The following is a 24,370-nucleotide window of genomic DNA, read 5'->3' as shown; positions in this document are numbered from 1 at the left end:
ACGGACGCGACGTCGCCATTCCCGGATGCGAGCGCGCGCCGCGCTCTTGCAAAGCGCCGGCCGCGATCACCGCATCTCGTCGGGGGCGCTCACGCCTAGGAGTCTCGAACCCGACGCCAGGACGCAAGTCAAAGAAACGACCAACGCCATCCGCGCATAGGTCGAATTTCTATCATCTGCATTAACAAAGCGTAATTGTGGCCGATCTTTGCCTTTGTTCCAATGCGAATGAAAGACGCTGGCGAGATCGTAGAGATAGAAGGCGATTCTGTGCGGCTCATGCGCCGTGGCGGCCGATTCGATCAACCTCGGATATTGCGCAATGGCTTTGGCGAGCGCGATCTCGCCTTCGTCCTGCAGCAGATCGAGCGGCGCAGCGGCGAGCGCCTTGGGCGTCAGATCGAGATCGGGAAAAGCGCCGAGCGCCTGCCGGATCGCCGATTTGGCGCGCGCATGGGCGTATTGCACATAGAAGACGGCATTGTCCTTCGACTGCTCGATGACCTTGGCGAGATCGAATTCGAGCGGCGCGTCATTCTTGCGATAGAGCATCATGAAACGCACGGCGTCGACGCCCACTTCGTCCACCACCTCGCGCAAGGTGACGAAATCGCCGGCGCGTTTCGACATTTTCACCGGCTCGCCATTGCGCATCAACTTCACGAGCTGGCAGAGCTTCACGTCGAGCGTGACCTTATTGTCGGAGAGCGCCGCGACGGCGGCGGTCATGCGCTTCACATAGCCGCCGTGATCGGCGCCCCAGACGTCGACCAGAGTCGTGAAGCCGCGATCGATCTTGGATTTGTGATAGGCGATATCGGCCGCGAAATAGGTATTGGAGCCGTCGGATTTCTTCAAAGGACGATCGACGTCGTCGCCGAAATCGGTGGAGCGGAACAAGGTCTGCTCGCGATCCTCCCAATCATCCGGCAATTGGCCCTTGGGGGGCGGCAAGCGGCCGTCATAGACGAGGCCGCGCGCGCGCAGCTCGTTTATCTCCTTGTCGATCTCCGAAAGGCCGTTGATCTTCTCATGCAGCGAGCGCTCGGAGAAGAACACCTCATGGCGAATGTCGAGAGCGGCGAGATCGTCGCGGATCATCGCCATCATGGCGTCGATCGCGGCGCGCTTGACCGGCTCCAGCCATTCGCTCTCGCTCTTGTCCAAAAGCTCGCGGGCATATTGCTTCGCCAGGGCTTCGCCGGCGGCCTTCAGATAGTCGCCGGGATAAAGGCCTTCGGGGATCGTGATCGTTTCGCCGAGCGCCTCGCGATAGCGCAGAAAGGCGGAGCGGGCGAGAACATCGACCTGCGCGCCGGCGTCATTGATGTAATATTCGCGCGTCACCTCGGCGCCCGCGAAGGCGAGGAGATTGGCCAGCGCATCGCCGAACACGGCGCCGCGGCCATGGCCGACATGCATCGGCCCAGTCGGATTGGCCGAGACATATTCGACATTGATCTTGCCCGTGAGCGCCCCCCTGCCCTGAGGCCTTCCATAGGCCTCGCAATCGGTCAGCACTGCGCGCAGCACATCGGCGTAGAGGCTTGGCTTCAGGCGGATGTTGATGAAGCCCGGCCCGGCGACCTCGGCCTCGGCCACATCGGGCAGATCGGCGAGCGCGGCGGCGATCTCCACCGCGAGCTGGCGCGGATTGGCGAAATTGGCCTTGGCCTCCTTGGCGAAGACCATGGCGGCGTTGGTGGCGAGATCGCCATGGGCGGCGTCCTTGGGCGGCTCCACGACGAAACGCGCATGATCCAGCGTCTCCGGCAGGCGGCCGGAGGCCTTGATCGAATCGAGAATGGCGGCGATGGCGACGTGGAAGTCGGAGAAGATGTTCATCGAATGTCCGGGCCGAAGGGGTTCGTGGCCGGCGGTTTAGCAGACTGGCGCGGCGAACGCATCCCGGCGCGGCGGGCCCTCAGCGGAGCCGTCGCAATCGCGCGATCCCCGGCGCAGCGGCTCGGCCGCGCGGACAATCGGCCGCTTTTCAGCGCTTGCCCATTCTCGAATAACGGACTCCCTTGAACTTCTCGGCTTGCAAGCGCTTTTTTGCATCGGCGTCGCAAAAGACATCGCCACCGAATTCAGCTACCCGAAAAAAATGAATTTTATTCGGCAGCTCTTTGAACTCGATATCGCTGAACGACGGCATTCGATAGTCGAACGATCCAGTTGGACGCTGAACGATCTGCAAGCCTACGCTTCTTTCCACATCGACGACATTTTTGGCCTCCAGCATCCGCGTGACGCTGCAAATATAATGTTCCGGTCCCGGCGCGCCGTCAGGCATGATCGTCTCGGCCGGCCGAATGTCGCAAGCGCCGGGGTCGATCTCCTCGATCGCCTCCTTGAAACGCCGCGAGATGAACCAGAGGCGGCTGTAAAAAAAACAGTCGTTCGGCGCCTTGCCGCTCTTGCGCGGCAGGATCAGCAGGCGCGGCGTCTCATAGGCGTCGCCGAACTGATAGGGATGTCTCGGCAATTTTCCGAAACCGTCCGGCCAGGACTCGGGGCCGACTCCGCGCCCGCACCACAAAGATGCGCGCGCTTCCGAGGCCGGCTCGACCACGAGACCGCAATGCTCGCCGCCGCCCCAATCGCCGGGAGCCATTTCGTAGTAGATCGGGCGGCTCATTCTCGATCGTCCTCTCTATTATATAGCATCAGCGCTTGCCCATTCTCGAATAATGGACGCCCTTGAACTTCTCGGCTTGCAAGCGCTTCTTTGTGTCGAAATCGCAAAATACTCTTTGCCCGAATTCGGCTACTCGAAAAAATCGAAAGGCGTTCGGCAGCGCTTTGAACTCTATATCGCTGAACGACGGCATTCGATAGTCGAGCGATCCCGTTGGACGCTGAACGATCTGCAAGCCTTCGCTTCTTTCCACATCGACGACATTTTTGGCCTCCAGCATCCGCGTGACGCTGCAAATATAATATTCGGGTCCCGGCGCGCCGTCGGGCATGATCGTCTCGGCCGGCCGAATGTCGCACGCGCCGGGGTCGATCTCCTCGATCGCCTCCTTGAAACGTCGCGAGATGAACCAGAGGCCGCTGTAAAAAAAACAGTCGTTCGGCGCCTTGCCGCTCTTGCGCGGCAGGATCAGCAGGCGCGGCGTCTCATAGGCGTCGCTGAACTGATAGGGATGTCTCGGCAGTTTTGCGTAGCCATCCGGCCACCTCTCTTGGGGGCTGACGCCACGCCCGCACCATAAAGATGCGCGCGCTTTCGAGGTCGGCTCGACCACGAGACCGCAATGCTCGCCGCCGCCCCAATCGCCGGGAGTCATTTCGTAATAGATCGGGCGAGTCATGCTCGTCTTGCGCTGCGAGGGCCGTTCGATCTTTCTCTAGCTGATTTTCCGACAGGAAGCGATCGAGACGGATATCGGCGTCGCGCAATTCTCATGATTTCTAGCTGATTGGTTCGCGTGGCTCGCCGCATTCCTTCTCCCCGCAAGCGAAGACGAATGCACGCATACTCCTCGCCTCCGCGACGTCACGGCCGGGCTCCTTCCGGCCATCCACGCCAGGACGCCGAGGCGTCTCAGACATATGGCGTGACGCCGACGCTACGGCGGCGCCCGCCGCAGGAAGAATCCGTCGACGACTGAAGCTTTTCTTTGGTTTTTCAGATGCTTGGCGTGGATGGCAGGCACAAGCCCGGCCATGACGGCGCGAGCAGGGAGACGGAGACCACGCCGAATCATTCAGCCCATGACGCCGCTCACTCGTCTATGCTCCAGCTCGCGACCTCCCGCCCGTCGCCGTCCAATATGCGGAAGCCATGCGGCAGCGGCTTATGCTTGCGCTGGACGATCACATTCGAGAACAGCGACTTAGCGTGTGTTACCGCCTTGCGCACGTCGCTGATGTCGGTGTTCATCCGATCGATGACCTGCGCGGTCATTCCCTCTGGAGCGACGCCGACGAATTCGATGACGAGCATGGGAGCCTCCCGGGTCAGAACCAGGAGGTCGGGCGCGCGAGGGGCTCCGTCAAGGCGCGCTGCGGTCCGCCCTCAGGGCGATGGGGGAAATGAGCGGCGTCGCTCGAAAGGGCGTTTCCACCTCCCCCTCGAGGGGGGAGGTCGAGCGCCGAAGGCGATCGGGAGGGGGTGACGCCCCGAGTTTTTGCTGTTGAACCCCACCCCGTCCGGCTAACGCCGGCCGACCCTCCCCCTAAAGGGGAGGGTGAACGGGACCGACTGTTCAGCCCAGGGACATTTTCTCCCCGAACAGCTTGCGATATTCGCCGAGCGCATAGCGGTCGGTCATTCCGGCGATGTAATCGGCGACATGGCGGGCGCGGGCGGCGCTCTCCTCGGCGCGGGCGAGCTCGGCCCATTCCGGCGGCATTTGCGCCGGATCGTCGAAATAGACCGGGAAAAGCCGTGAGATCACCTGCTCGGCGCGGTCCCAGACGCCCACGACTTTCTCGTGCCGATACATTTTGGGGAAGAGGAAGGCCTTGATCGAGCGATCGGCCTCGGCCATGGGCGGCGAGAAGGCGATCGTCGCCACGCCAGCGCGGCGCACATCCTCGACGCTTTTCGCCCCGACGAGGCGCAGGCGCTTCTCCGATTGGATGATGGCGTCCTCGACAAAGCGGGTGATGACGCGCCGGCCAAGCTCGTGAATGACGCGCGTGCGCTCCAGCGCGCCATAGACGGCGCGAATCTCGTCCAGCATCACGCCGATGAAGGGGACGGCCTCGATATCCTCGAGCGAAAACAGGCCGGCGCGCAGCCCGTCGTCTATGTCATGGGCGTCATAGGCGATATCGTCGGCGAGCGCCGCCGCCTGCGCCTCCGGCCCGGCGAATGTGTCCAGCTCCAGCGGAAACAGCGCGTCGAACTCCGCCACATAGGGGTCGAGCGCGCGATTGGCGCGCGAGCCGCGCAAAGGGCCATTGTGCTTGACGAGGCCTTCCAGCGTCTCGAAGGTGAGGTCCAGCCCGTCATAGCGAGCGTAGCGGCGCTCGAGCAGAGTGACGACGCGCAAAGCCTGCGCGTTGTGATCGAAGCCGCCATAGGCCTCCATGCAGCGCTGCAGCGCATGTTCGCCGGCATGGCCGAAGGGCGTATGGCCGAGATCATGGGCGAGCGCCACCGCCTCGGCGAGATCCTCGTCCAGCGCCAGAGCGCGGGCGAGCGCGCGGGCGATCTGCCCCACCTCTATCGTATGGGTCAGCCGCGTGCGGAAATGATCGCCGTCCAGCGGCACGAAGACCTGAGTCTTATGCGCGAGGCGGCGAAAGGCCGTCGAATGGATGATGCGGTCGCGGTCGCGCTGGAACTCGCTGCGCGTCGGCGAGGCCGATTCGGGAAAGAGGCGCCCGCGCGAGGCCGCAGGATCGCTGGCGTAGGGGGCGCGGACGCGGACGGCGGGATCTTCGATCGCCAATCGTCTCTCCTGTCATTGCAAGGTCACGCGGGCGGCCATATTTTCGCTTCGCATATCCCGCCCGACCCAGGGAGCGCAAGCGAGCTGGCCGGGGGACAAAAGCCAAAAAAGAGGAAGGCGCGCCCAAATGACCGACACGGCGACGATTGCGAAGATCGAGATGAGCGAGCGCGCCGCCAAGCGCATCGAGGCCATTCTCGCCGGCGAGGCCGATGCGACGGCGCTGCGGCTCTCCGTCGATGGCGGCGGGTGCTCCGGCCTGCAATACGCCTATACGGTCGAGACCGAGCCCAAGCTGGACGATATCGTCGTCGAGCGCGATGGGGCGAAGCTCGTCATCGATTCGATTTCTGCTGCCTATATAGCCGGCGCGCGCGTCGATTATGTCGAGGATCTGATGGGCCAATCCTTCCGCGTCGAGAATCCCAACGCCACCGCCTCCTGCGGCTGCGGCTCCAGCTTCTCGGTCTGACGGCGCCCCCTCCTCCGCTCCTCCTTTCGGAGTCCTCGATTGCAGTCTCTGTTCATCGGCCATTCCTATATCGACGTGACCATGCGCACGCAGGTCATGCCCAAGGGCGACGAGAAGGATGTGGCGGAGGATTACGCCGTCTCCTTCGGCGGCAACGCCGTGACCGCCGCCTTCGCCTGCTCCAAGCTGGTCGGCGACGGCGTCGATCTGCTGACGCAGCTCGCGCCCGACTGGCTCGGCCATATGTTCATGGATATGGCCGCGACCTATGGGCTGCGCGTGCATCCGCGCCGGGTGCGCCGCTCGTCCCTGTCCTTCGTGCTGCCCAAGGACGGCAAGCGCGCGATTCTGCGCGCCCGCGACAATAATTTCCTCGAGGACTTCCCGCGTCTCGATCTGACCGGAGTCCGCGCCCTGCACAGCGACGGGCATATCGCCGACGCGGCTCTCCATTACGCGCGCGCCTGCCGCGAATCGGGCGCGTTGACCTCGCTTGACGGCGGCGCGCTGCGGTCGGGAATCACCGATCTGCTGGAATTCATCGACGTCGCCATCGTCGCCGAGCGGCTCTGCGAGCAGATGACGCTCTCGGAGGCCGACATGCTGGCCTTTTTGAAGAGCAAGGGCTGCCGCATCGGCGGCGTCACCAATGGCGAGCGCGGCATGCTCTGGTACGACGAGAATGGCGAGGTGCAGCGCCTGCCCTCGCTCCCCGTGCCGGCGGAGCGCATCGTCGACACATCCGGCGCGGGCGATGTGTTCCACGGCGCCTATATGGCGTCCTATCTCCAGCGGCCGGAAGCGCCCTGGCGCGAGCACTTCCACTTCGCCCGCGCGGCCTCGGGATATAAGATTCAGCACCTGGGCAATGAGGCGGGCCTGCCGTCGCAGAATGACATAGTAGCGACACTCGCGCTTTTTCCCCCTGCCGATTGAATGGCTTGTGGGAAGCCCGAAAGAAATCGAGAAAGGCGGAGAACAGGGCTTGGCAAGAGTGCTTAGAGCTTGCTATATGCCCGGCACCGTTCCCCGATAGCTCAGCCGGTAGAGCAAGCGACTGTTAATCGCTGGGTCGCAGGTTCGAGTCCTGCTCGGGGAGCCAGTAATCATTCCGCCCCTGTGAAATCCGCCTCTCGACGCCTAGATTGGCGGCACGGGAGCCTCACTATGCAAAAATCCATCGTCATCAGCGTTAGCCATGATCTCGGCGTCGAGACCGCGCGGGCGCGCGTCGCCGCTGGGCTCGAGCAGCTGCGGCGGGACTATGTGGACAAGCTCGCGCATTCCGAGGTCGTCTGGACCGGGAACGCCGCCGATCTGAAGGTCGGCGCCTTCGGCCACAATATGCAGGCGCGCATAGAGGTGCTCGCCGATTCGCTGCACATAGAGGTCTGGCTGCCCTGGCTGCTGGCGGCGCTGGCGGGACCGATTCAGACCGCGCTCGCCCAACACGCCGGCGAGGCTCTGCGAATCGAGAGCAAGCCGCAGGGCTGACAGGTCAACGCTTGCCGGCGGCGAGCCGCGCCGCGCGGCGGCGATAATATTGCAGACGAGTCGTGCGCAAGCTGTCCACGCCATGGCGGTCGATGAAGCTCGCCCAGGCATTGAACTCGTCCGGCGTCAACGAATAGCGCCGACAGACCTCGTCGAGCGAGACGACGCCACTGCGCACCGCCGCCACCACCTCGGCCTTGCGGCGCACCACCCAGCGCGTCGTCGGCGGCGGCAGACAGGCGCAGGCGATTCGATTCGCGGCGTCGTCGCCGGCGGGATCGAACGTCGTCGGATCAAGCGTCATCATGGCGCCGCTCCACAAAAGGAATTTTCGCATCACATCGCGAAAAACAAGCCGCCGCCGCGTCGGGCGGCGAGATCTGTGACACTTCCAGCAAAGGCTGAAAAAAGCGTTGCGGCGCGCGCAAGCGAGAGAGAGGAGCTTAACCACATCCGTTTGCGCCGCCGGCCAGCGGCCGCGCCATGGTCTAGACTAGGCTTCCATTCGCAATCGGAGGCGTCCCATGTCGAAAGCCCTGCTCGTCGCATCGATCGTCTTCGCAGGCGTCGCAATCGCGACCTCGGCGCTCGCAGAGCCATTCGCGCGGGACCGCGAGGGCGGCGCGGGGCCTTCGCGCGCGCAGGCCGCCGAGCAGCGACGCGATCTATGGGAGGCGCGCGAGCGGGCGCGCGAGCAGCGCCGGCTTCAGCGCGAGCGGCAGAGATACGCCCCTCCCTCGGGCCAGAACGCCGGCGGCCCGGCGCCTTACGGCTATGGCGCGCCTTACGGCGGCGGTTATGGCGGCGGCGATTACGTCAATCCGCCGCCGCGCCAGGCGCCGCCGCCATCGCCGCGCGGGCTGCACGACGGCCTCTGGTATTACTGACGCGTCGCCGGCTCGCCGCGCCGCTCCAACGCCGAGCTCACGATCTCCAGCGCGATGGCGAGCAGCGCCTCAGCGTCATTGGGCTTGACGAACACCTTGTCGGCGCCGGCCCGCATCGCCTCCTCATGGATCGACGGCGCGGTGGAGGTTGTCAGCACGAAAACCGGCAGCTCCTTCAGCAGAAGCGAGCGGCGCAGCGACTTCAAGAACTTCACGCCATCGAGCCGCGGCATGTTGAGGTCCAGCACCAGCACATCCGGAAGCTTGTCCGTGATCTCCTCGCGCGACACGAGAAAGATCGCGTCCAGCCCATTGTCGACCTGCTCGCATTCGATGTCGCGCTCCAGCAAGGAGCGCACGGAATCGAGGGCTCGCTTGAACAGGAAGACGTCGTCCTGATCGTCCTCGATGATCAATACGCGGCAGGCCCGATTCTTCGTCTCGACAGCGGACATCACAATCCCCATCTTCTCGACTTGCGCTCGTTTCTCAGACGCTGTTTCCTATAAATAGGATGCGGTCGCCCCGCGCGCAGCAACGAGCGCTACCAAATGCGCGCGACGAGGGGTGCGAGGATGAGCTTCGACAGCATAGGCGACGATCATTTTCGCCTCGCGGTAGAGTCGGCGCCTGCCGCCATGATCGTCAGCAGCGCCGATGGACTCATCCAATTCGTCAACGCGGAGACCGAGCGTATGTTCGGTTATCGTAGCGACGAACTGGTTGGAAAGTCCATCGATATTCTCGTCCCCGCGCGCATGCGGGCGGCGCATTCCTCCTTGCGCCAGAGCTTCCTCGCGCATCCGAGCAAGCGCCCGATGGGAGCCGGCCGCGATCTGAAGGCGACGCGGCGCGACGGCAGCGAGTTTCCAGTCGAGATCGGGCTGACGCCGATCGAGAGCGAGACCGGCGCGATCGTGCTGGCGACCGTGCTCGACATCACCGCGCGGCGCGAAGCGGAGAATGCGCTGTCGCAGCGCGCGGCGGAGCTGGAGCGCGCCAATGAGCGTCTGGCGCAATTCGCCTATGTCGCCTCGCATGATCTGCAGGAGCCGCTGCGCAAGATCGCCGCATTCGCGGATATTCTCGAGCAGGCGATCTCCAGCGCCAATGAGAACGACATGAGCTACGCCAATAGCGTGATGCGCTCCTCGGCGCTGCGCGCGCGCGAGCTGGTCGACGATCTCCTCACCTATTCGCGCGCGATCAACGATGCGCAGAATGTGCAGGAGCTCGATCTGCGCGACGAAATAGACCTCGCTGTCGACGACCTCTCCGAGGCGATCGCGGAGAGCGGCGCACGCATGCGCATAGAGGCGCCGCATGTCGCCTTTCGCGCCGACCGCTCGCAATTCGCGCGGCTGACGCATAATATCGTCTCCAACGCGCTCAAATATCGCAAGCAAGATTGCGCGCCGGAGATCGTCATTCAGGCGACGCAGAACGAGCGCGAGATCGTCGTCGCCTTCGTCGATAATGGCATAGGCTTCGAGAGCAAATATGCGCAGCTCGTTTTCGAGCCGTTCAAGCGGCTGCATCCCAAGGGCAAATATCCCGGCACCGGCATAGGCCTCGCGATCTGCAGATCCATCGCCGATCGCCATGGCTGGCGGCTGTCGGTGACATCGCAGCCGGGACAAGGATCGACTTTCTATGTCACGATTCCGTTGGGACGAGCGAATAGCGAGTAGCCCGTCCTCGCACGACACGGAGACCTCATATGATCGACCTCCATTTTTGGCCCACGCCCAATGGCCACAAGATCACGATCTTTCTCGAGGAGGCGGGGCTCGCCTATAAAATCATCCCCGTCGACATATCGAAGGGCGAGCAATTTTCTCCCGCCTTTCTCGCCATCTCGCCGAATAATCGCATACCGGCCATCGTCGACCATGCGCCGGCCGACGGCGGCGCCGCGGTCTCGCTGTTCGAATCCGGCGCGATCCTCGTCTATCTCGCCGAGAAGACGGGGCGCTTTCTGCCGAGCGATCTGCGCGGCCGCGCGCGCGTGCTCGAATGGCTGTTCTGGCAGGTCGGCGGGCTCGGCCCCATGGCGGGGCAGAACCATCATTTCCGCAATTACGCGCCGGAGAAGATTCCCTACGCAATCGATCGCTATGTGAACGAGACCAATCGCCTCTATGGCGTGCTGGACAAGCGCCTCGCTGGACGAGACTACATCGCCGATGATTACTCCATCGCCGATATGGCCGCTTATCCCTGGATCGTTCCTTATGAGCGGCAGGGACAGTCTCTCGACGACTTTCCCAATGTGCGGCGCTGGTTCGAGGCGATGCGCGCGCGGCCGGCGGTCGAGCGCGCCTATGCGAAAAGCGAAGCCCTCTCCCGCCCGCGCGACGGCTTCACGGAAGAGGAGCGCAAAATCCTCTTCGGCCAGACGGCGGCGAACCTGCGCGGCGCCGTCTGAGCGCGTTCACTCGCCCTGCTTCTGGCGGCGCTTCTTGTTCCGCCAGGACGCGAAGAAGATGACCGCGAGAAAGACGTTGATGGCGAGGACCCATTTGTCGCTCCACGACAATTGGCTCCAGATCGTGTGCAGATAGGACAATTCGCTCTCCCTTTACGGGCGCTCGCCGCCCGTTTTTTTCATTTTCGCCGCTTTAGCGGCGCAGGTTCGGAATTTACGCGCAATGGCGCTCCCGATAAAGGCCCGGCGCGCTCATCCCGCCCGCAGCAGCTTCACCGCCTCGTCGCGCTCGAAGAGATAGAGCAGAACCCTCAGCGCCTCGCCCCGCGGGCTGGAGAGGTCCGGGTCACGGCGCAGGGTCAGCTCGACGTCGTCGCGCGCTATGGCCAGCAGCCGCGCATGGGCTGTGAGATCGGCCAGGCGGAAGCCCGGCAGGCCGGATTGCCGCGCGCCGAGAATTTCCCCCTCCCCGCGCAGGCGCAAATCCTCCTCCGCTATGCGGAATCCGTCCTCGGTCTGGCGCAGCATCACCAGCCGCGCCTTGGCCGTCTCGCCGAGCGGGCCTTTGTAGAGCAGCAGGCAGGAGGATTTGCCCGAGCCGCGGCCGACGCGCCCGCGCAGCTGATGCAATTGCGCGAGGCCGAAACGCTCGGCGTGCTCGATCACCATGACCGTCGCCTCCGGCACATCGACGCCGACCTCTATGACCGTGGTGGCGACGAGAATGCGCGTTACGCCCTGCTTGAACGCTTCCATTGCGGCGTCGCGCTCCGGGGCTTTCATGCGGCCGTGAACGAGGCCGACGATCTCGCCGAAAATGCGCGTCAGATCCTCGTGACGATCCTGCGCAGCGGCGAGATCGAGGTCCTCATTCTCCTCCACCAGCGGGCACACCCAATAGACGCGCGCGCCGGAGGCGAGAGCGCGGCGCACGCCCTCCACCACATCGCCGATGCGTGACACCGGCAGCGCGCGCGTGTCGATGGGCGAGCGGCCGGGCGGCTTCTCGTCGAGGATGGAACTGTCCATATCGCCGAAATAGGTGAGCGCCAACGAGCGCGGAATGGGCGTCGCCGTCATCACCAGAACATCGACGCTCTCGCCCTTGGAGCCGAGCGCCAAACGCTGCTGCACGCCGAAACGATGCTGCTCGTCGACGACGGCGAGGCCGAGATCGGCGAAGGCGAGCTCGCTCTGCACCAGAGCATGAGTGCCGATGACGATATCGACGGCGCCCGCCGCTATGGTCTCGTAGATTCGTGCGCGCTCGGAGGGCTTGGCTCTGCCGGTGAGCAGGCAAAGGCGCAGGCCGGCGGCTTCGGCGAGCGGCAGCAGGCGCTCGTAATGTTGGCGCGCGAGAATTTCCGTCGGCGCCATCAGCGCCGCCTGGCGGCCACATTCGACGACGCTGGCCATTGCGAGCAGAGCGACAATGGTCTTGCCGGCGCCGACATCGCCTTGCAGCAGCCGCAGCATGCGCCGCGAGGAGGCGAGATCCTCGCGTATCTCGACGAGCGCGCGCTGCTGCGCGCCGGTGAGCGCATAGGGCAACGCCGCCTCTATGACGCGCGTGATGCGTCCGTCGCCGGCGTTCTCGCGGCCCGGCTCGCGCCGCATCTTCGAGCGGATGAGCCGCAGCGCCAATTGCTGCGACAGCAACTCGTCCAGTGCGAGACGCTGGCGCGCCTTGCCGGCGGGCTCGATATCGGCCGGCGACTTGGGGTTTTGGGCCGCGGCGAGCGCTGTCGCGAAATCGGGAAGTCCATTGGCCGCCAGCACGGAGGCGTCCTGCCACTCCGGCAGCTTGGGCAGCCGCTCGAGCGCTCCGGCGACGGCGCGCTGCACGAAACGCTCTTGCAGGCCTTCTGTGAGGCCATGCACCGCCTCCGCCGGCGGCAGCTTGGCGAGGCCGGCCTCGTCCAGCACGCGATCCGGATGCACGATCTGCCGGCGCCCGTCATAGAGCTCGATCTTGCCGGAGACCCAGCGCGTCGCGCCTATGGGCAGGCTGCGCTCGATCCATTCGGCGTTGGAGAGGAAGAAGACCAGCTCCGCGTCGCCGGTGTCGTCCTCGACATGAACTTTGAACGGCGCCTTCGCGTAGCGCCCCTGTGGCTTACGATGCTCGGTGACGCGCACTTTCAGCACGACGACGCGATCCGTCGGCGCTTCGGCGATGGTGGGGCGCAGGCTGCGGTCGACGAGATTGATCGGCAGATGAAACAGCACGTCGATAAGACGCGTCTCCTTGCCCGGCCGGGCGAGCAGCCGGTCGAAATGCTTGGCCGTCTTGGGGCCTATGCCCGGAAGGGCGGCGGCGCGGCCGAACAGCGGATCGAGGATCGAGGGACGCATTCGCGCCTTTTCCCCTATCGCGAAGGCTTTGTCATGCCCGGTGACGCTAATTGCCCGGCGACGCGCTAATCTGGCAGCACGTCGGGCGTTTCCCAGGCGAGATGCTGGCCGCCGTCCACGGCGATCATCTGCCCGGTGACGCTGCGCGCCTCAGCGAGAAACACCACCGCGTCGACGACGCTGGATACATCCGCCGGACGGCGCAGCGGCACGCCGCGCGCCTCCGTCTCGAAACCTTTTTGCCCATGCACGGCGTTGGGAAACACCGGCCCCGGCCCCACGGCGTTGACGCGAATGCGCGGCGCGAAAGCCTGCGCCATGGTGCGCGTCGCCGTCCACAGAGCGGACTTCGCCAGCGTATAGGTGAAGTAGCGCGGCGTTAGCCGAAACACGCGCTGATCGACGATATTGACGATCGCCCCTTCCGCCTCCTCCGGCAATTGCGCGGCCATGTCCCGCGCCAGCAGCAGCGGTGCGCGCAGATCGACGGCGAATTGCCGATCGAACACTTCGACCGAGAAATCCTGCGCGGCGTCGAGCTCGAACACAGAGGCGTTGTTGACGAGCAGCGTCACCGGCCCGAAAGCGCGCGCGGCGAGCCCCATCAGCGCCTCTGTCTCGCGCGCGTCGGAGAGATCGGCGCCGACCACCGCCGCGCGGCCGCCCTTGGCGCGGATCGCCGTGGCGGCGAGCTCCGCCTCCTCTAAGGAGCGATGCGAGGCATGCAGCACCACCGGGCGCCCGCAATGTGCCAGCCGCGCGGCGATCGCCAAGCCGATCCGCCGCGCCGCGCCCGTCACCAGAACCGGCCCCGAACCGCCTGCGCCGCCAGCGCTCATCGCCCGAATCCCCATCTTGCCGCCGTGCAAGGCAATTCTCACGCCGCGCCGGCGCGGTCAATGCGCCGCCGAGACGTAACCGCGGACGATTTTACGAATTATTAGGCAATCTCAACGGCACTATGCGACGTGATGATCGAGAGAAAATGGATAATGGCCAGAATGGCTCGGTTAATTCTAAATATAACATGGTTTCGACACAATCAATACCTTACAGCGAGCTGTGGTTTTGCTTCGCCGCGAGCGCGGGCTCGGGCGAGGAAAGGTTCCGTTAACGTGAACGATTTTAATTCGACTGAGCTCTGGCTGGGCCTTGCCCCTCGCCCGCGCCGAGTTTTGTGACCGCGAGCCGAAGGCCCTTAAAGGCGCGCGAATGTGGAGTCGAGTTCGATGAGACCTATGCTGCTTCCCGCGCTGCTGGCGCCCGCCCTGCTCTGCGCCGGCGCCTCCGCCCTCGCCGCCGATCTGCCGCGGCGCTCCGCCCCCGCCACTGATTATTACAGCCCGCCGCCCGCCTTCACCTGGCAGGGCTTCTACATCGGCATCAACGGCGGCTATGCGCTGGGCTCGTTCCAGAACGGAAGCAGCAATCTGCTCGGCCAGCCGAACGGGTGGGTCGTCGGCGGCACGGCCGGCTATAATCTCACCTTCGCGCCCAACTTCCTCGTCGGCGTCGAAGGCGACTTCGATTTCAACAGCTCGAAGGACGGGCGCTCGCCTTTCGCCGGCGTCTCCGGCAATGGCTCCGTCGACAACACGCTCACCATTCGCGCGCGCGCCGGCGTCACTGTCGATCGCGCACTGCTGTTCGTCACCGGCGGCTTCGCCGGCAGCAACACGACGGCGAGCGTGAACAACGCCTTCCAGGGCTTCTACGGCCAGCAGTCGAAATTCCTCGCCGGCTGGGCGCTCGGCGCCGGCATAGAATTCGGCCTCGCGCCCAATCTCTCCGCCAAGGCTGAATATCTCTTCACCTCGGTCGGCGGCGATCGCTATTTCGATTTCTCGGCCAATTCGCTGCAGACGAATATCGACACATCGACGATCCGCGGCGGCCTCAACTATCACTTCTAGTCGAAACGGCAGCGCCGATCCCGCCGAAGGGCGGGGTCGGCTCGCTCAGCTTTCGGCGCTCAATGCGCGTGCGGCCTGCTCAAGGCGCTAGCGCCGGCTTTGAACAGCAGATAGCCGACGATCGACACGGCGGCGACAGCGATCACCACGGCTTCCGCGAGCAAGGTGAAAACGATCGGATCATTGGCTCCGTAAATGGACATTGCCGATTCCTCCAGTCGCCTGTGCGATATTTCGAGACGCCAAGCTTGCATGAGACATTAGGCCTTCGGCGGCGCGCGACGAGCGCGCGCGTGGCCGCAGCGTCAATCGACCGCAATCACGAAAATCTCAGACAAAACGCTACGAATTTGATTTTCGTCAAAAGACTCATCGCTGCGTCGCATCGAAAGAAACGCACTCGCCGCTGCGGATCGGCGACATAGGTTCAACCGCGTTCGCGCACATTCGTTCCAAGCGCAGACGAAGGAGAACCGCATCATGAGCACAGTCGTCAGATTGTCGTTGATCTGCGCCTCGGCGCTCGTCATCGGCGCGCTCGGCGCCGACGCCGCCGTCGCCAAGGAGAAGCGCTGTCGGCAAGTTTGCGAGGACAGAACCGAGTACGAGCCGCAATATGAGCAGCCGACTTGCGAGCACAGGACGAGCTATGTGCGCCGCATCGTCGAGCGCCGGACGGTCTATGTGGCCCAGCCTGAGGTGGTGGCGACGCCGGTGATCGCTTATCCTGCCTACTCCTACGGCTATGGCTACCCGTACGGCTATAGCGGCTACGGAGGAGGCTACGGCGCCGGCTATGGCCTCATCGGCGCGAGCTTCAGCGGCTGGGGCTGGGGCTGGTAGATTTGGCTGAGCCGCGGCGCGACCCGAATTGTCGCGCCGCGAGCGAGGCAGAGCGCGTTTGACAATGTCGAGGCCGCACCTGATAGTTCAAGCGGGGAATTTTTCAGGCTGGCGAAGATGATCGACGAAAATAGTGGCGAACAGCATTACGAATCCTCATCGAAGGATTTGCCGAAACTCTCCCGCCGTGGGCTGCTGACGGGGCTCCTCGCGCTGCCCATCGCCGCGCTCGACGCCGGTTCCGCCAATGCGCAATATATCGGCTTCGGCCCCTTCCGGCTGCATCTCGGGCCGACAGGCGGCGGTTATGGCGGCGGAGGCGGAGGCAGCTATCGCCCGCGCAGACCCGCGCGCCATGTCGGGCACCATCAAAGCGGCGGCGGCGACGCGCGTCACGCCTCACGGCGCGGCCGTCATGGCGGCGGAGGCGGAGGCGGCGGCGATAATGGCGGCGGAACATCCACCAAAGGCGCGACCGGGCTCGGCAAGGCGGATTACTGATCTGCCAAGCGCAGCGTCAATATTTGCCAGATTTGCGGAGCGCCTCGAGCGCCTCCGCAGCGCCCGGAAAATCCTGGGTCTTGGCGAGGCGAAACAGATCGCCCGCCTTTTTCGCGTCTTTCTTCAGCACATTGGGCACGCCCTTCTCAAAGGCCTTGCCCAGCCAGAATTGGCCGCGCGGATTATTCTGGTCCGCCGCTTTCTTATACCAGCGCAGGGCCTCCTCGACATTCTCGCCGCCGTCGGCGTCGCCGTTCTGATACATATTGCCGAGCACCGCCTGCGCCTCGGGGAAGTCTTTGTCGGCGGCTTTCTTGATCCATTTGAAGGCTGTCGGAAGATGTTGCGGCCGCCCCTGCCCTTTCAGCGCAATCATGCCGATGATGAATTGCGCCTCGCGCTCGCCTGAAGCGGCGAGAGACTCGCCGATCGACGAAGCGCGGTCGAACTCTTTCTCCTTCACCGCTCTGCGTAGATCGGCGATCGTCGAAGACGCGCCCAGGGACGCCTGCTCGACGGCCGCGGTCTTCTGGCCGGGCACTGTCGAGGGCTGGCAATCGGCGATGCTGAAGCCTTCATTGCATTTGGGCTTGGCTGGCGGCGCATCATTCGTCGGCGCGGCCAGACGCTCGATCTCGTTTCGCACCGGCTTGATCTCGCCGGTCTGGCCGAAATCCAGAGTCTTTGCCGTCTGGCGACGCTCGCTCTCGAGCTCCGCGGTCGTGCGGCGCTCGCGCTCGGCCTTCTCGAACTCGCGCCTCCTGTTGAGGCCCTCGCCGCCGTCGCCGCTGAACAGCAGAGGCGCGACGGCCGCGAACGCAAGAACCGCCACGGACACGCCCTGCAGCGCCGGATGCAGCGATTTGAAGCGTCGCACCAGCGAGCTCGAACGGCTCTTGGCGACGGCCAGAGCGACGGACGGCAGAGAGGCGGCGGAGCCGGCGCTCGCGCTCGTCTGCGTCGCCCTATCGAGAAGATGAGCCGGGCTCTGCACAATGGATGTGGCGTCGACGCGCAAGACGGTCGCGCCAATGGCGTCGCTGAAGGCGCGGATCGACGGATAGCGCTGCTCCGGCCGTTTGGCGAGCGCCTTCATGAGCGCGGCTTCCAGCTCCGGCGTCACGCCAGGAATGCGCGGCACCAGCGGCGGCGGATCTCTGCCGATCTGCGCTTGCAGCAGCTCCACCTCGTCGAACCCGGCGAAGGGCGCTGCGCCGGAGAGAATCTCATAGAGAACGACGGCGAGCGCATAGAGATCGCTGCGCTCATCGCCCTCGCTGCCGCGACGCTGCTCGGGAGCCATATAGAGCGGCGTGCCGATCGCCGTGCCGGCGCGCGTCATGCGCACGCTGCCTTGCACGCGGGCGATGCCGAAATCCATGATCTTCACGCGGCCGTCATTGCCGATCATCAGATTGGACGGCTTTATGTCGCGATGGATCACGCCCATCTGATGCGCATAGGCGACGCCATCGGCCGCCTGCGAGATGATGGCGAGACATTCCTTCACGCCGAGCGGTCCGCCGCGCTCGCGCAGCACATCGTCGAGCGCGCGGCCGCGCACCAGCTCCATCACCATATAGAGCTCGCTGCCCTCGGGCAGCAGCGAATAGAGCGTGGTGATATTGGGATGGTTGAGGCGCGCGAGGCTCTGCGCCTCGGCCTTGAAGCGCCCGACGAATTCGGGATCCTGCGTCAGCTCGGGGCGCAGCGATTTGATCGCCACCTCGCGATCGATGAAAGTGTCGAAGGCGACATGCACCTTGCCCATCGCGCCGGTTCCGAGCAGCTCGACGATCCGGTAATGGCCGATCATTCTCTGGTCGCTCATGACGCTGTGCCTCTATCGAACGACGATGACGCGCGTCGGCGGCGCGCCGTCCGCGACGACGGGAATCTTCTGCGTCGCAGCCTGATCGCGCGCCCCCGGCGGCGGCGCGACGATCTGAAACACGCCGACGGAAATATTGTCGTGCCCGCCCGCCGCGAGGGCGGCCTCCACCAGCAAATGGCAGGAGTCCTGCGGCGCGCGATCGGGAACGACGGCGGCGAGCTCCGCCTCGGAAACGAGATTGGAGAGGCCGTCCGAGCACAGAATGATCGCGTCGCCGATCGCGAGCGGCAGACCCTCGGACCATATGGTCGGCGCGACCTCCTTGCGCGTTCCCACCGCCTGCAGAATGACATTGCCGCCGGGGCTGCGCTCGGCCTCCTCCTGCGTCATCACACCCTCGCGCACCAATTGCGCGTGGAGCGTCTGATCGTCGGAGAGCTGCGTCACCTCACGGCCGCGCAGCATATAGGCGCGGCTGTCGCCGACATGGGCGAGCCACAGTCTTCCGTCGCGAATGACGACAGCTGTGCAGGTCGTGCCCATGCCCTTGCATTCGGGCTCGCGCGCGCTCTGCTCGAAGATGGCGCGATTGGCGGCCTCGAAGGCCGCCTTCAACGCGCGCGGCGGCTCGACGTCGAGCGAGTAGAACACGCGCCGCACGACTTCCGTCGCGAGCGCGCTCGCCACCTCGCCGGCGGCGTGGCCGCCCATGCCGTCAGCGACGATGGCGAGATAGCCCTGTCTCGCCTCCGGCGCGCCCGGCGCGGGCGCGACAAAGGCGACGCTATCCTCATTGGAGGAGCGCACGCGGCCGACGTCCGTCCGCATCGCGCCGACGACGCGGAAAGCGCCCAATGGAGCCTCGCGCCCCGTCGCCATTTTCTCGACCTTCGATCAGTTGCGCTGCGCGCGCAGCAGGTCGCGCCCGAATTTGATCGGCACGGCGAGCGTCACGCGCGCGTCGCCGCGGCTGCGGCTGTAGGTGAACAGGCCGATGACCTTGCCATTGGCGTTGAACACCGGCCCGCCGCTATTGCCGGAGCCGGTGGCCAGCACGCTGAGCTGAATGCGCTCGCCGGCGCTGGTCAGCGTGACGCCGTCCTTCTCCTTATAGCCGGTGGAGAGCTTGGAGACGATGCCATCCGTCACCGTCGCCTCGGGAATGACCTCGTTCTGAACGCGCGTCAGGCCGTTCTCCACCGTCACCTGACGCTGGACATTCTCCACCGAAATGCCGGGATAGCCGAGCACGATGACCTTCTCGCCGATCGTCACCTGATCGTCGTCGGCGAGCTCGACCTTCTCGAGGAGCTGCGGCGAGTCGATCTTGATGAGCGCCGCGTCGGAATCCGCCGAAGCGCGCACCAGCGCGGCGTTGACGCCGAGGCGAGCGCCGGGGAAACGCACCTCGAGCTGCTCATTGCGGCCCTCGAAAGTGCGCTGCTCATTGCGCGTCATGTCGGGAATATTGTTGCGGCCGATCGGAATGGCGACGCTCGACGGGAAAATGACTCCGCCCGCTTCCGGCACCCACATGTTGAGATCGGCGTAATCCTCGGATTCGAGATCGATGACCCCGATAGGCTTCCGCAGCTTCGCGTTCTTGGCGCCCGGACCGCCGCCGAGATCGAACACATAGCCGAGGCGCGGCGAATCGTAGGTCACCTTCCAGCCAGCGGCGACATGCTTATTGGTGAGCAGATAGCCCTGCTCGCTGATGACGAAGCCGGAGCCCCGCCCGGCGCCGGCGATCTGCAGATTGGAGCGCTGATCGTCCTCGAGCGTCAGCCAGCGCACGACCTTGCCATTGGGCAAGCGCACATAGGCGGGCAGCGTGTCCTTTCCGAACCGGAAGGTCTGATGGAAGATCGGCTTGCCCGTCTGTGTGTCGAAGAGGCGCCAGCGCAGATCGACGCGCGCGGTGGCGTTGGAATATTTGTTGTAGATGTCGAGCGGCGTCATGCCGATGAGATTGGTCTTCACCTCGCCCTGCAGCGCGGCGCTACGCTGATCGGCGTGCTTGGCGTCGGCCTTCACATCGGCGAGATCGGCCTGATGGCGCTCGTCGTCCTTGATCTGCTTCCAATAGACGGCGCCGCCGCCGAGCGCGATGAAGGCGAGCAGTCCCGCCGCCACGGCGCCCCAGGTGCGGCTCACCGAGCGACGCTCCTCGACGATCAGCCGCTGCACCGTCTCCTGGCCGACGCCGGCCTTGTGCGGGTGCGCCTGGGTCGATGTCGAGCTTATCTGGGCGACGGCGGTGGAGGCCGCCGTCTGCGCCGTCTCGATCAGCCGGGTCGCGGCGGAATCATCTATGCCGATGACGCGCGTGCGCGCCGCGAAGCTGGCCGGCCGCGGCTGCAGATCGAAGGTGAATTTCGGCCCCTTGGCGCCGCCGAGCTCGATCTTGTCCTCGGGCAGCAGCTCCGCGTTCTGCGAGATGCGCTGGCCGTTGAGGAAAGTGCCATTGCTGGAATTGAGGTCGATCAGCTCGAACTTCAGATCGTCGCCTTCGCCCTCGATGCGGATGACGGCGTGCTGCCGGCTGACGACGCCGTCTATGGTGGGGTCGAAAGCGATTTTCGATGTCGGATCGCGGCCGATGGTGATCTCTTTCAGATCGCCGATCGGAAGCTGCTCGATCTGATTGGCCTTCGACCCCGACAAATGTCGAATGACGACGCGCTCGACGACTCCGCCCATAGTACCGCCCCTGAAATAACAGCGACTTTGCTTCAGCGCGCGAAAAAAACAAAAAAAGCGCCTGCGTCGCCCCCATTTACAGGATACCAGCGGCGCACGGCGCATCGCAAGGGGCGTTCGGCCGCCGCTCGAGCGCCGACTTGCGCCGGGCGGGCCGATCGTATAGCAGGTTCCGCTGGACGATGAGCCCGGAGTCCCTCGCCCGATGAGCAAGAAACCGTTGAACCTGGTGCATTTGTCGACGCTGGTCGCAGTCGCGATCCTGGTCGGCACGGAGCTGGTCGCGACCTCCTGGGCGGCCGGCTGGGCGCTCGGCGGCCTGTTTCAGCTCGATCCGGCCGTCAGCCGCATTTTCGAGATCGTCTTCGCGCTGGCCGGCTTGGTCGGCCTGTATTTCTTCATGCGCACCGCCGTCCGCCACGAGCCTATCCGCTGATTTTTCGACCCTAGGCCGACGACAAGCGCTTCCCCGCCCAGCGAGGTTCCCCGCATGATCGACGACACCGATCGCCGCTCCTTTCTCAAGGCTGCGGCGGCTACAGGCGCGCTCGGCGCATTGGGCGCCGACGAGGCCGAAGCCCAGCCCATTCCCGGCCGTCTCGATCTCGGGCCGGCGGAACCCTTCTCCTTCGAGCGTCTGAAGGAGACCGCGCGCCGCCGCGTAGCGGAGCCCTTCCGGCCGCCGAGCCAGCCCGATCCGGAGATCACCTCCAAGATCGACTACGAGGCCTGGGGCAAGATCAGCTACGACACGAATTACGCGCTCACCACGGGCGCCGGCCGCTTCCCGGTCGAATTCTTCCACCTCGGCATGTTCTTCAAAAAGGCCGTGCGCTTCTATGCGGTGGAAGGCGGCGAAGCGCGCGAGGTGCTCTACAACCCCAAATATTTCGACATGCCGGAGGATTCGATCGCCCGTCGTCTGCCGCCGGGCGCGGGCTTTGCGGGCTTTCGCATTCAAGAGCCCAAGGACGGCCCGCTCGACTGGCGCAAGAATGATTGGGTCGCTTTTCTCGGCGCGTCCTATTTCCGCGCCATCGGCGAATTGCGCCAATACGGGTTGTCGGCGCGCGGCGTCGCGCTCGACACTTGGGTCTCCGGCCGGCCGGAGGAGTTTCCCGATTTCACCAATGTCTATATCGGCACGGAGACAGAAGACGGGCTGCCGCTGCATCTCCTGCTCGAAGGCCCCTCCATCGTCGGCGCGTTTCGCATCCTGGCGAAGCGCGGCAAGGGCGTTACGATGGACGTCGATTGCTCGCTGCATTTGCGCGGCTCCTTCGAGCGTTTCGGCATAGCGCCGCTCACCTCCATGTATTGGTTCTCCGAGACCAAAAAGCCCACCGCCGTCGACTGGCGGCCGGAGGTGCATGATTCCGACGGCCTCGCAATGTGGACCGGCCGCGGCGAGCGTCTGTGGCGCCCGCTCAACAATCCCGATCGCGTGATGGCTTCGGCCTTCGGCGACGAAAATCCGAAAGGCTTCGGCCTGCTGCAGCGCGACCGCAATTTCGATCATTATCTCGACGGCGTTTTCTATGACCGCCGCCCGAGCGTGTGGATCGAGCCCAAAGGCGATTGGGGCAAGGGAACGATTCAGCTCGTCGAGATTCCGACCGACGACGAGATCCACGACAATATCGTCGCCATGTGGGTTCCTGCGAAGCCCGCCGTTCCCGGCTCGTCTTTCGACTTCTCATATCGCCTGCATTGGCTCGCCGACGAGCCCGATCCGACGCCGCTCGCGCGCTGCGTGGCGACGCGGCTCGGCAATGGCGGCCAGCCCGGCAAGCCGCGCCCCAAAGGCGTGCGCAAATTCATGGTGGAGTTTCTCGGCGGACCGCTCGCGCGCCTACCCTTCGGCGTGAAGCCGGAGCCGGTGCTCTGGTCCTCGCGCGGAAGCTTCTCCTACATCTACACGGAAGCTGTGTTCGACGGCGTGCCGGGACATTGGCGCGCGCAATTCGATCTCACCGTCGATGGACATGATCCCGTCGAGATGCGGCTCTTCCTCACGCATAAGAACGAAGTGCTATCGGAGAACTGGCTCTTCCAATATCACCCGTTCTGAGGGCCTCAGCGCGCCTCCACGGCGACGTTTTCCGCGAGCCGCGCGGGATAGTCCCCCTCGCGCAGAATGCGCGCCAGCGCCTCCGCGGAGCGGCGCCAGGACAATATGTCGCAGGCAGGCGCAGCGGGCGGAGAGGTGAGCGCCTCCTTCAACCGGGCGAGCAGAGCGTCGCTGTCGCCCGGATCGAAATAGGACGCCCAGTCGCCGCCGACCTCGCGAAACACGGGAATATCGCTCGCTATGGCGCGCGCGCCGAAATGCGCCGCCTCGACGAGCGGCAGGCCGAAGCCTTCGGCGATGGAGGGAAACACGAGCGCATGCGTGCGCTCGTAGAGATAGCGCAGATCGGCGTCGCTCGCGCCGCGCAGCCAGAACAGGCGACGGCCGAATTCAGGATGCTCAAGAATGCGCCGCTCGAGCGCGCGCACATTCCAGCCTTTCGAGCCGACGATGACATAGCGGACATCGGCGCCCTGCTCCCACCAGCGATCGAAGGCGCCGAGCGCGACCGCATGGCCTTTGCGCGGCTCCAGCGTGCCGACGCTGAGAAAAAGCGGCTGTCCTCCCGCCGCGGCCTCGACGGCATGCGGTGACGGCGTCTCGTCGCCGGGCGCGCGAAAATCCGCGCCGAGCGGCCACCAGCCGAGCCGCAAGCCGCGCTTGCATGGCAGCCCACGCTCCCGCGCATAGGCCTGGAAATCATCGATGACCGCCTTGGAGATGCCGACGATCGCGTCACTCTCGCGAATGAGGAGATCGAACCATTCCACAAAGGCCCGATGCGCGGAATTCGTCACCACGGAGGGATAGAGGATCGGAATGAGATCGTAGAGGCAGCCGATCGTCTCGCCGCCGGCCTGCGCGACAATTTCGATCATTCGCGAATATTCCGCCGTGAGATGCCAGCCGGCGTCGAGCAGCAGAAATTTATCGCCGGCGGCCGGCGTCACCTCGTCTGGAAGATTGTCATGTGTGAAATGGGAAAAGAGCCGCCCATCCTCCATGAAGACGGGAATTCCGGCGCCGCTCTCGACCATCGCGCGCGCGATCTCACGAACGACGCGCTGAATGCCGGTGCGGCCTATGGTGCGATGTGTCGCCGTCATATCGACGAGCAGCCGCGCCTGCATCGCAGGCGGCGGAATATCACCGACGAGCGCTGTGCGCCACGCGCTCGCCTTATCGTCGCTCGGCTTTCGCCATACGCCGTCATGCAGGCGGCCGAGGCCGAGCAGGCGCGTCACCGTCCAATAAAGCTCGCGGGCGCGTGCATAGACGAACTTGGTGACGTCGTCGACCTCGCTGCGCGCGAGCTCGTCGATCTCCGCCTTCATCTCATGCAGAAGAAAGGCCTCTATACGGCCATCGCCCGACGTTCTTTCGACCATATGCTCGCGACCTCGCCTGTGATGGTCGCGGACAATAGCGGCACGATCGAGCTAATCCAAATGCGCATTC

At 64.7% G+C, this 24,370-nt stretch carries 26 protein-coding genes and 1 tRNA gene; 12 read left to right on the top strand and 15 right to left on the bottom strand.

What is annotated here, in order from left to right; all coding sequences use genetic code 11:
* Positions 1-66: 66 nt before the first annotated feature.
* From argS to METLW3_RS0110480, 5 genes are all read right to left on the bottom strand, one after another.
* The gene (argS, locus tag METLW3_RS0110500) at positions 67-1,845 is read right to left on the bottom strand and encodes an arginine--tRNA ligase (RefSeq protein WP_024879875.1); all 1,779 of its coding nucleotides are present in this window, start codon (positions 1,843-1,845) and stop codon (positions 67-69) included.
* A gap of 148 nt (positions 1,846-1,993) precedes the next feature.
* On the bottom strand, positions 1,994-2,641 hold the full coding sequence (locus METLW3_RS25440; protein WP_024879874.1) for a DUF1629 domain-containing protein: 648 nt from the start codon (positions 2,639-2,641) through the stop codon (positions 1,994-1,996).
* A 28-nt stretch (positions 2,642-2,669) separates the two neighbouring features.
* The gene (locus METLW3_RS26835) at positions 2,670-3,320 is read right to left on the bottom strand and encodes a DUF1629 domain-containing protein (RefSeq protein WP_024879873.1); all 651 of its coding nucleotides are present in this window, start codon (positions 3,318-3,320) and stop codon (positions 2,670-2,672) included.
* 413 nt (positions 3,321-3,733) lie between these two features.
* Positions 3,734-3,955 (bottom strand): hypothetical protein, encoded by a 222-nt coding sequence (locus METLW3_RS0110485; RefSeq protein ID WP_018265144.1) that lies wholly within the window; start codon positions 3,953-3,955, stop codon positions 3,734-3,736.
* A 262-nt stretch (positions 3,956-4,217) separates the two neighbouring features.
* Entirely contained in the window at positions 4,218-5,411 is a 1,194-nt protein-coding gene (locus METLW3_RS0110480) for a deoxyguanosinetriphosphate triphosphohydrolase (RefSeq protein ID WP_024879872.1), read from the bottom strand.
* A gap of 127 nt (positions 5,412-5,538) precedes the next feature.
* On the opposite strand from METLW3_RS0110480, the gene erpA reads away from it, so the two are divergent.
* The 4 genes from erpA to METLW3_RS0110460 all read left to right on the top strand — a co-directional run bounded on the left by erpA (position 5,539) and on the right by METLW3_RS0110460 (position 7,377).
* A complete protein-coding gene (erpA, locus tag METLW3_RS0110475) occupies positions 5,539-5,883 on the top strand; it encodes an iron-sulfur cluster insertion protein ErpA (protein WP_024879871.1) in 345 nt (114 codons plus the stop codon).
* Between the two features lie 39 nt (positions 5,884-5,922).
* Positions 5,923-6,819: a sugar kinase gene (locus METLW3_RS0110470; protein ID WP_024879870.1), complete on the top strand. Its 897-nt coding sequence runs from the start codon at positions 5,923-5,925 to the stop codon at positions 6,817-6,819.
* Positions 6,820-6,909: 90 nt separating this feature from the next.
* A tRNA-Asn gene (locus METLW3_RS0110465) sits at positions 6,910-6,985 on the top strand.
* 65 nt (positions 6,986-7,050) lie between these two features.
* Positions 7,051-7,377, top strand: coding sequence for a polyhydroxyalkanoic acid system family protein (locus METLW3_RS0110460; protein ID WP_024879869.1), 327 nt, complete (start codon positions 7,051-7,053; stop codon positions 7,375-7,377).
* Positions 7,378-7,381: 4 nt separating this feature from the next.
* Here METLW3_RS0110460 and METLW3_RS0110455 read toward each other — a convergent pair whose 3' ends face one another.
* Complete coding sequence (locus tag METLW3_RS0110455) at positions 7,382-7,684, bottom strand: DUF1153 domain-containing protein (RefSeq protein WP_024879868.1); 303 nt, start codon at positions 7,682-7,684, stop codon at positions 7,382-7,384.
* A 217-nt stretch (positions 7,685-7,901) separates the two neighbouring features.
* Here METLW3_RS0110455 and METLW3_RS0110450 point away from each other — a divergent pair, with 217 nt between their 5' ends.
* Positions 7,902-8,264 carry a hypothetical protein gene (locus METLW3_RS0110450; protein ID WP_024879867.1) on the top strand — a complete coding sequence of 121 codons (363 nt, stop codon included), beginning with the start codon at positions 7,902-7,904 and terminating at the stop codon, positions 8,262-8,264.
* On the opposite strand, the gene METLW3_RS0110445 is transcribed toward METLW3_RS0110450, so the two are convergent.
* A complete protein-coding gene (locus METLW3_RS0110445) occupies positions 8,258-8,719 on the bottom strand; it encodes a response regulator (RefSeq protein WP_018265133.1) in 462 nt (153 codons plus the stop codon). The genes METLW3_RS0110450 and METLW3_RS0110445 overlap by 7 nt on opposite strands.
* 120 nt (positions 8,720-8,839) lie before the next feature.
* On the opposite strand from METLW3_RS0110445, the gene METLW3_RS0110440 reads away from it, so the two are divergent.
* Positions 8,840-9,955 carry a PAS domain-containing sensor histidine kinase gene (locus METLW3_RS0110440; protein ID WP_024879866.1) on the top strand — a complete coding sequence of 372 codons (1,116 nt, stop codon included), beginning with the start codon at positions 8,840-8,842 and terminating at the stop codon, positions 9,953-9,955.
* Positions 9,956-9,984: 29 nt separating this feature from the next.
* Complete coding sequence (locus tag METLW3_RS0110435) at positions 9,985-10,692, top strand: glutathione binding-like protein (RefSeq protein WP_024879865.1); 708 nt, start codon at positions 9,985-9,987, stop codon at positions 10,690-10,692.
* A 6-nt stretch (positions 10,693-10,698) separates the two neighbouring features.
* Here the strand turns inward: METLW3_RS0110435 and METLW3_RS29280 are convergent, their stop codons facing one another.
* The 3 genes from METLW3_RS29280 to METLW3_RS0110420 all read right to left on the bottom strand — a co-directional run bounded on the left by METLW3_RS29280 (position 10,699) and on the right by METLW3_RS0110420 (position 13,886).
* Entirely contained in the window at positions 10,699-10,833 is a 135-nt protein-coding gene (locus tag METLW3_RS29280) for a hypothetical protein (protein ID WP_256388647.1), read from the bottom strand.
* A 111-nt stretch (positions 10,834-10,944) separates the two neighbouring features.
* Positions 10,945-13,047 (bottom strand): ATP-dependent DNA helicase RecG, encoded by a 2,103-nt coding sequence (recG, locus tag METLW3_RS0110425; RefSeq protein ID WP_024879864.1) that lies wholly within the window; start codon positions 13,045-13,047, stop codon positions 10,945-10,947.
* A 65-nt stretch (positions 13,048-13,112) separates the two neighbouring features.
* Positions 13,113-13,886, bottom strand: coding sequence for an SDR family oxidoreductase (locus METLW3_RS0110420; RefSeq protein ID WP_024879863.1), 774 nt, complete (start codon positions 13,884-13,886; stop codon positions 13,113-13,115).
* 390 nt (positions 13,887-14,276) lie between these two features.
* Here METLW3_RS0110420 and METLW3_RS0110415 point away from each other — a divergent pair, with 390 nt between their 5' ends.
* The gene (locus METLW3_RS0110415; protein ID WP_245267298.1) at positions 14,277-14,960 is read left to right on the top strand and encodes an outer membrane beta-barrel protein; all 684 of its coding nucleotides are present in this window, start codon (positions 14,277-14,279) and stop codon (positions 14,958-14,960) included.
* Positions 14,961-15,019: 59 nt separating this feature from the next.
* Here the strand turns inward: METLW3_RS0110415 and METLW3_RS28800 are convergent, their stop codons facing one another.
* Positions 15,020-15,163, bottom strand: coding sequence for a hypothetical protein (locus METLW3_RS28800; RefSeq protein ID WP_198022764.1), 144 nt, complete (start codon positions 15,161-15,163; stop codon positions 15,020-15,022).
* A gap of 277 nt (positions 15,164-15,440) precedes the next feature.
* Between METLW3_RS28800 and METLW3_RS0110400 the strand changes: the two genes are divergently transcribed.
* Both METLW3_RS0110400 and METLW3_RS0110395 read left to right on the top strand, forming a co-directional pair.
* On the top strand, positions 15,441-15,803 hold the full coding sequence (locus tag METLW3_RS0110400) for a hypothetical protein (RefSeq protein WP_036308808.1): 363 nt from the start codon (positions 15,441-15,443) through the stop codon (positions 15,801-15,803).
* A gap of 117 nt (positions 15,804-15,920) precedes the next feature.
* Positions 15,921-16,304, top strand: a complete 384-nt coding sequence (locus tag METLW3_RS0110395) for a hypothetical protein (protein WP_024879859.1) — start codon at positions 15,921-15,923, stop codon at positions 16,302-16,304.
* A gap of 16 nt (positions 16,305-16,320) precedes the next feature.
* On the opposite strand, the gene METLW3_RS0110390 is transcribed toward METLW3_RS0110395, so the two are convergent.
* Genes METLW3_RS0110390 through METLW3_RS0110380 form a run of 3 tightly spaced genes read right to left on the bottom strand, consistent with a single transcriptional unit; the run spans position 16,321 to position 20,841 of the window.
* Positions 16,321-18,135, bottom strand: a complete 1,815-nt coding sequence (locus METLW3_RS0110390; protein ID WP_024879858.1) for a serine/threonine-protein kinase — start codon at positions 18,133-18,135, stop codon at positions 16,321-16,323.
* Between the two features lie 12 nt (positions 18,136-18,147).
* On the bottom strand, positions 18,148-19,017 hold the full coding sequence (locus METLW3_RS0110385) for a PP2C family serine/threonine-protein phosphatase (RefSeq protein WP_024879857.1): 870 nt from the start codon (positions 19,015-19,017) through the stop codon (positions 18,148-18,150).
* Positions 19,018-19,032: 15 nt separating this feature from the next.
* Positions 19,033-20,841: a trypsin-like peptidase domain-containing protein gene (locus METLW3_RS0110380; RefSeq protein WP_024879856.1), complete on the bottom strand. Its 1,809-nt coding sequence runs from the start codon at positions 20,839-20,841 to the stop codon at positions 19,033-19,035.
* A 205-nt stretch (positions 20,842-21,046) separates the two neighbouring features.
* On the opposite strand from METLW3_RS0110380, the gene METLW3_RS0110375 reads away from it, so the two are divergent.
* The gene (locus tag METLW3_RS0110375) at positions 21,047-21,277 is read left to right on the top strand and encodes a hypothetical protein (RefSeq protein ID WP_024879855.1); all 231 of its coding nucleotides are present in this window, start codon (positions 21,047-21,049) and stop codon (positions 21,275-21,277) included.
* Between the two features lie 54 nt (positions 21,278-21,331).
* Positions 21,332-22,912 carry a glucan biosynthesis protein D gene (locus tag METLW3_RS0110370; RefSeq protein WP_024879854.1) on the top strand — a complete coding sequence of 527 codons (1,581 nt, stop codon included), beginning with the start codon at positions 21,332-21,334 and terminating at the stop codon, positions 22,910-22,912.
* Between the two features lie 5 nt (positions 22,913-22,917).
* Here the strand turns inward: METLW3_RS0110370 and METLW3_RS0110365 are convergent, their stop codons facing one another.
* Complete coding sequence (locus METLW3_RS0110365) at positions 22,918-24,300, bottom strand: glycosyltransferase family 1 protein (RefSeq protein WP_024879853.1); 1,383 nt, start codon at positions 24,298-24,300, stop codon at positions 22,918-22,920.
* Between the last annotated feature and the right edge of the window lie 70 nt (positions 24,301-24,370).

This window comes from Methylosinus sp. LW3 (assembly GCF_000527115.1).
Lineage (GTDB): Bacteria > Pseudomonadota > Alphaproteobacteria > Rhizobiales > Beijerinckiaceae > Methylosinus.
The sequence above is the reverse complement of the archived record's forward strand: the minus strand, read 5'-3'. Positions and strand labels throughout refer to the sequence as shown.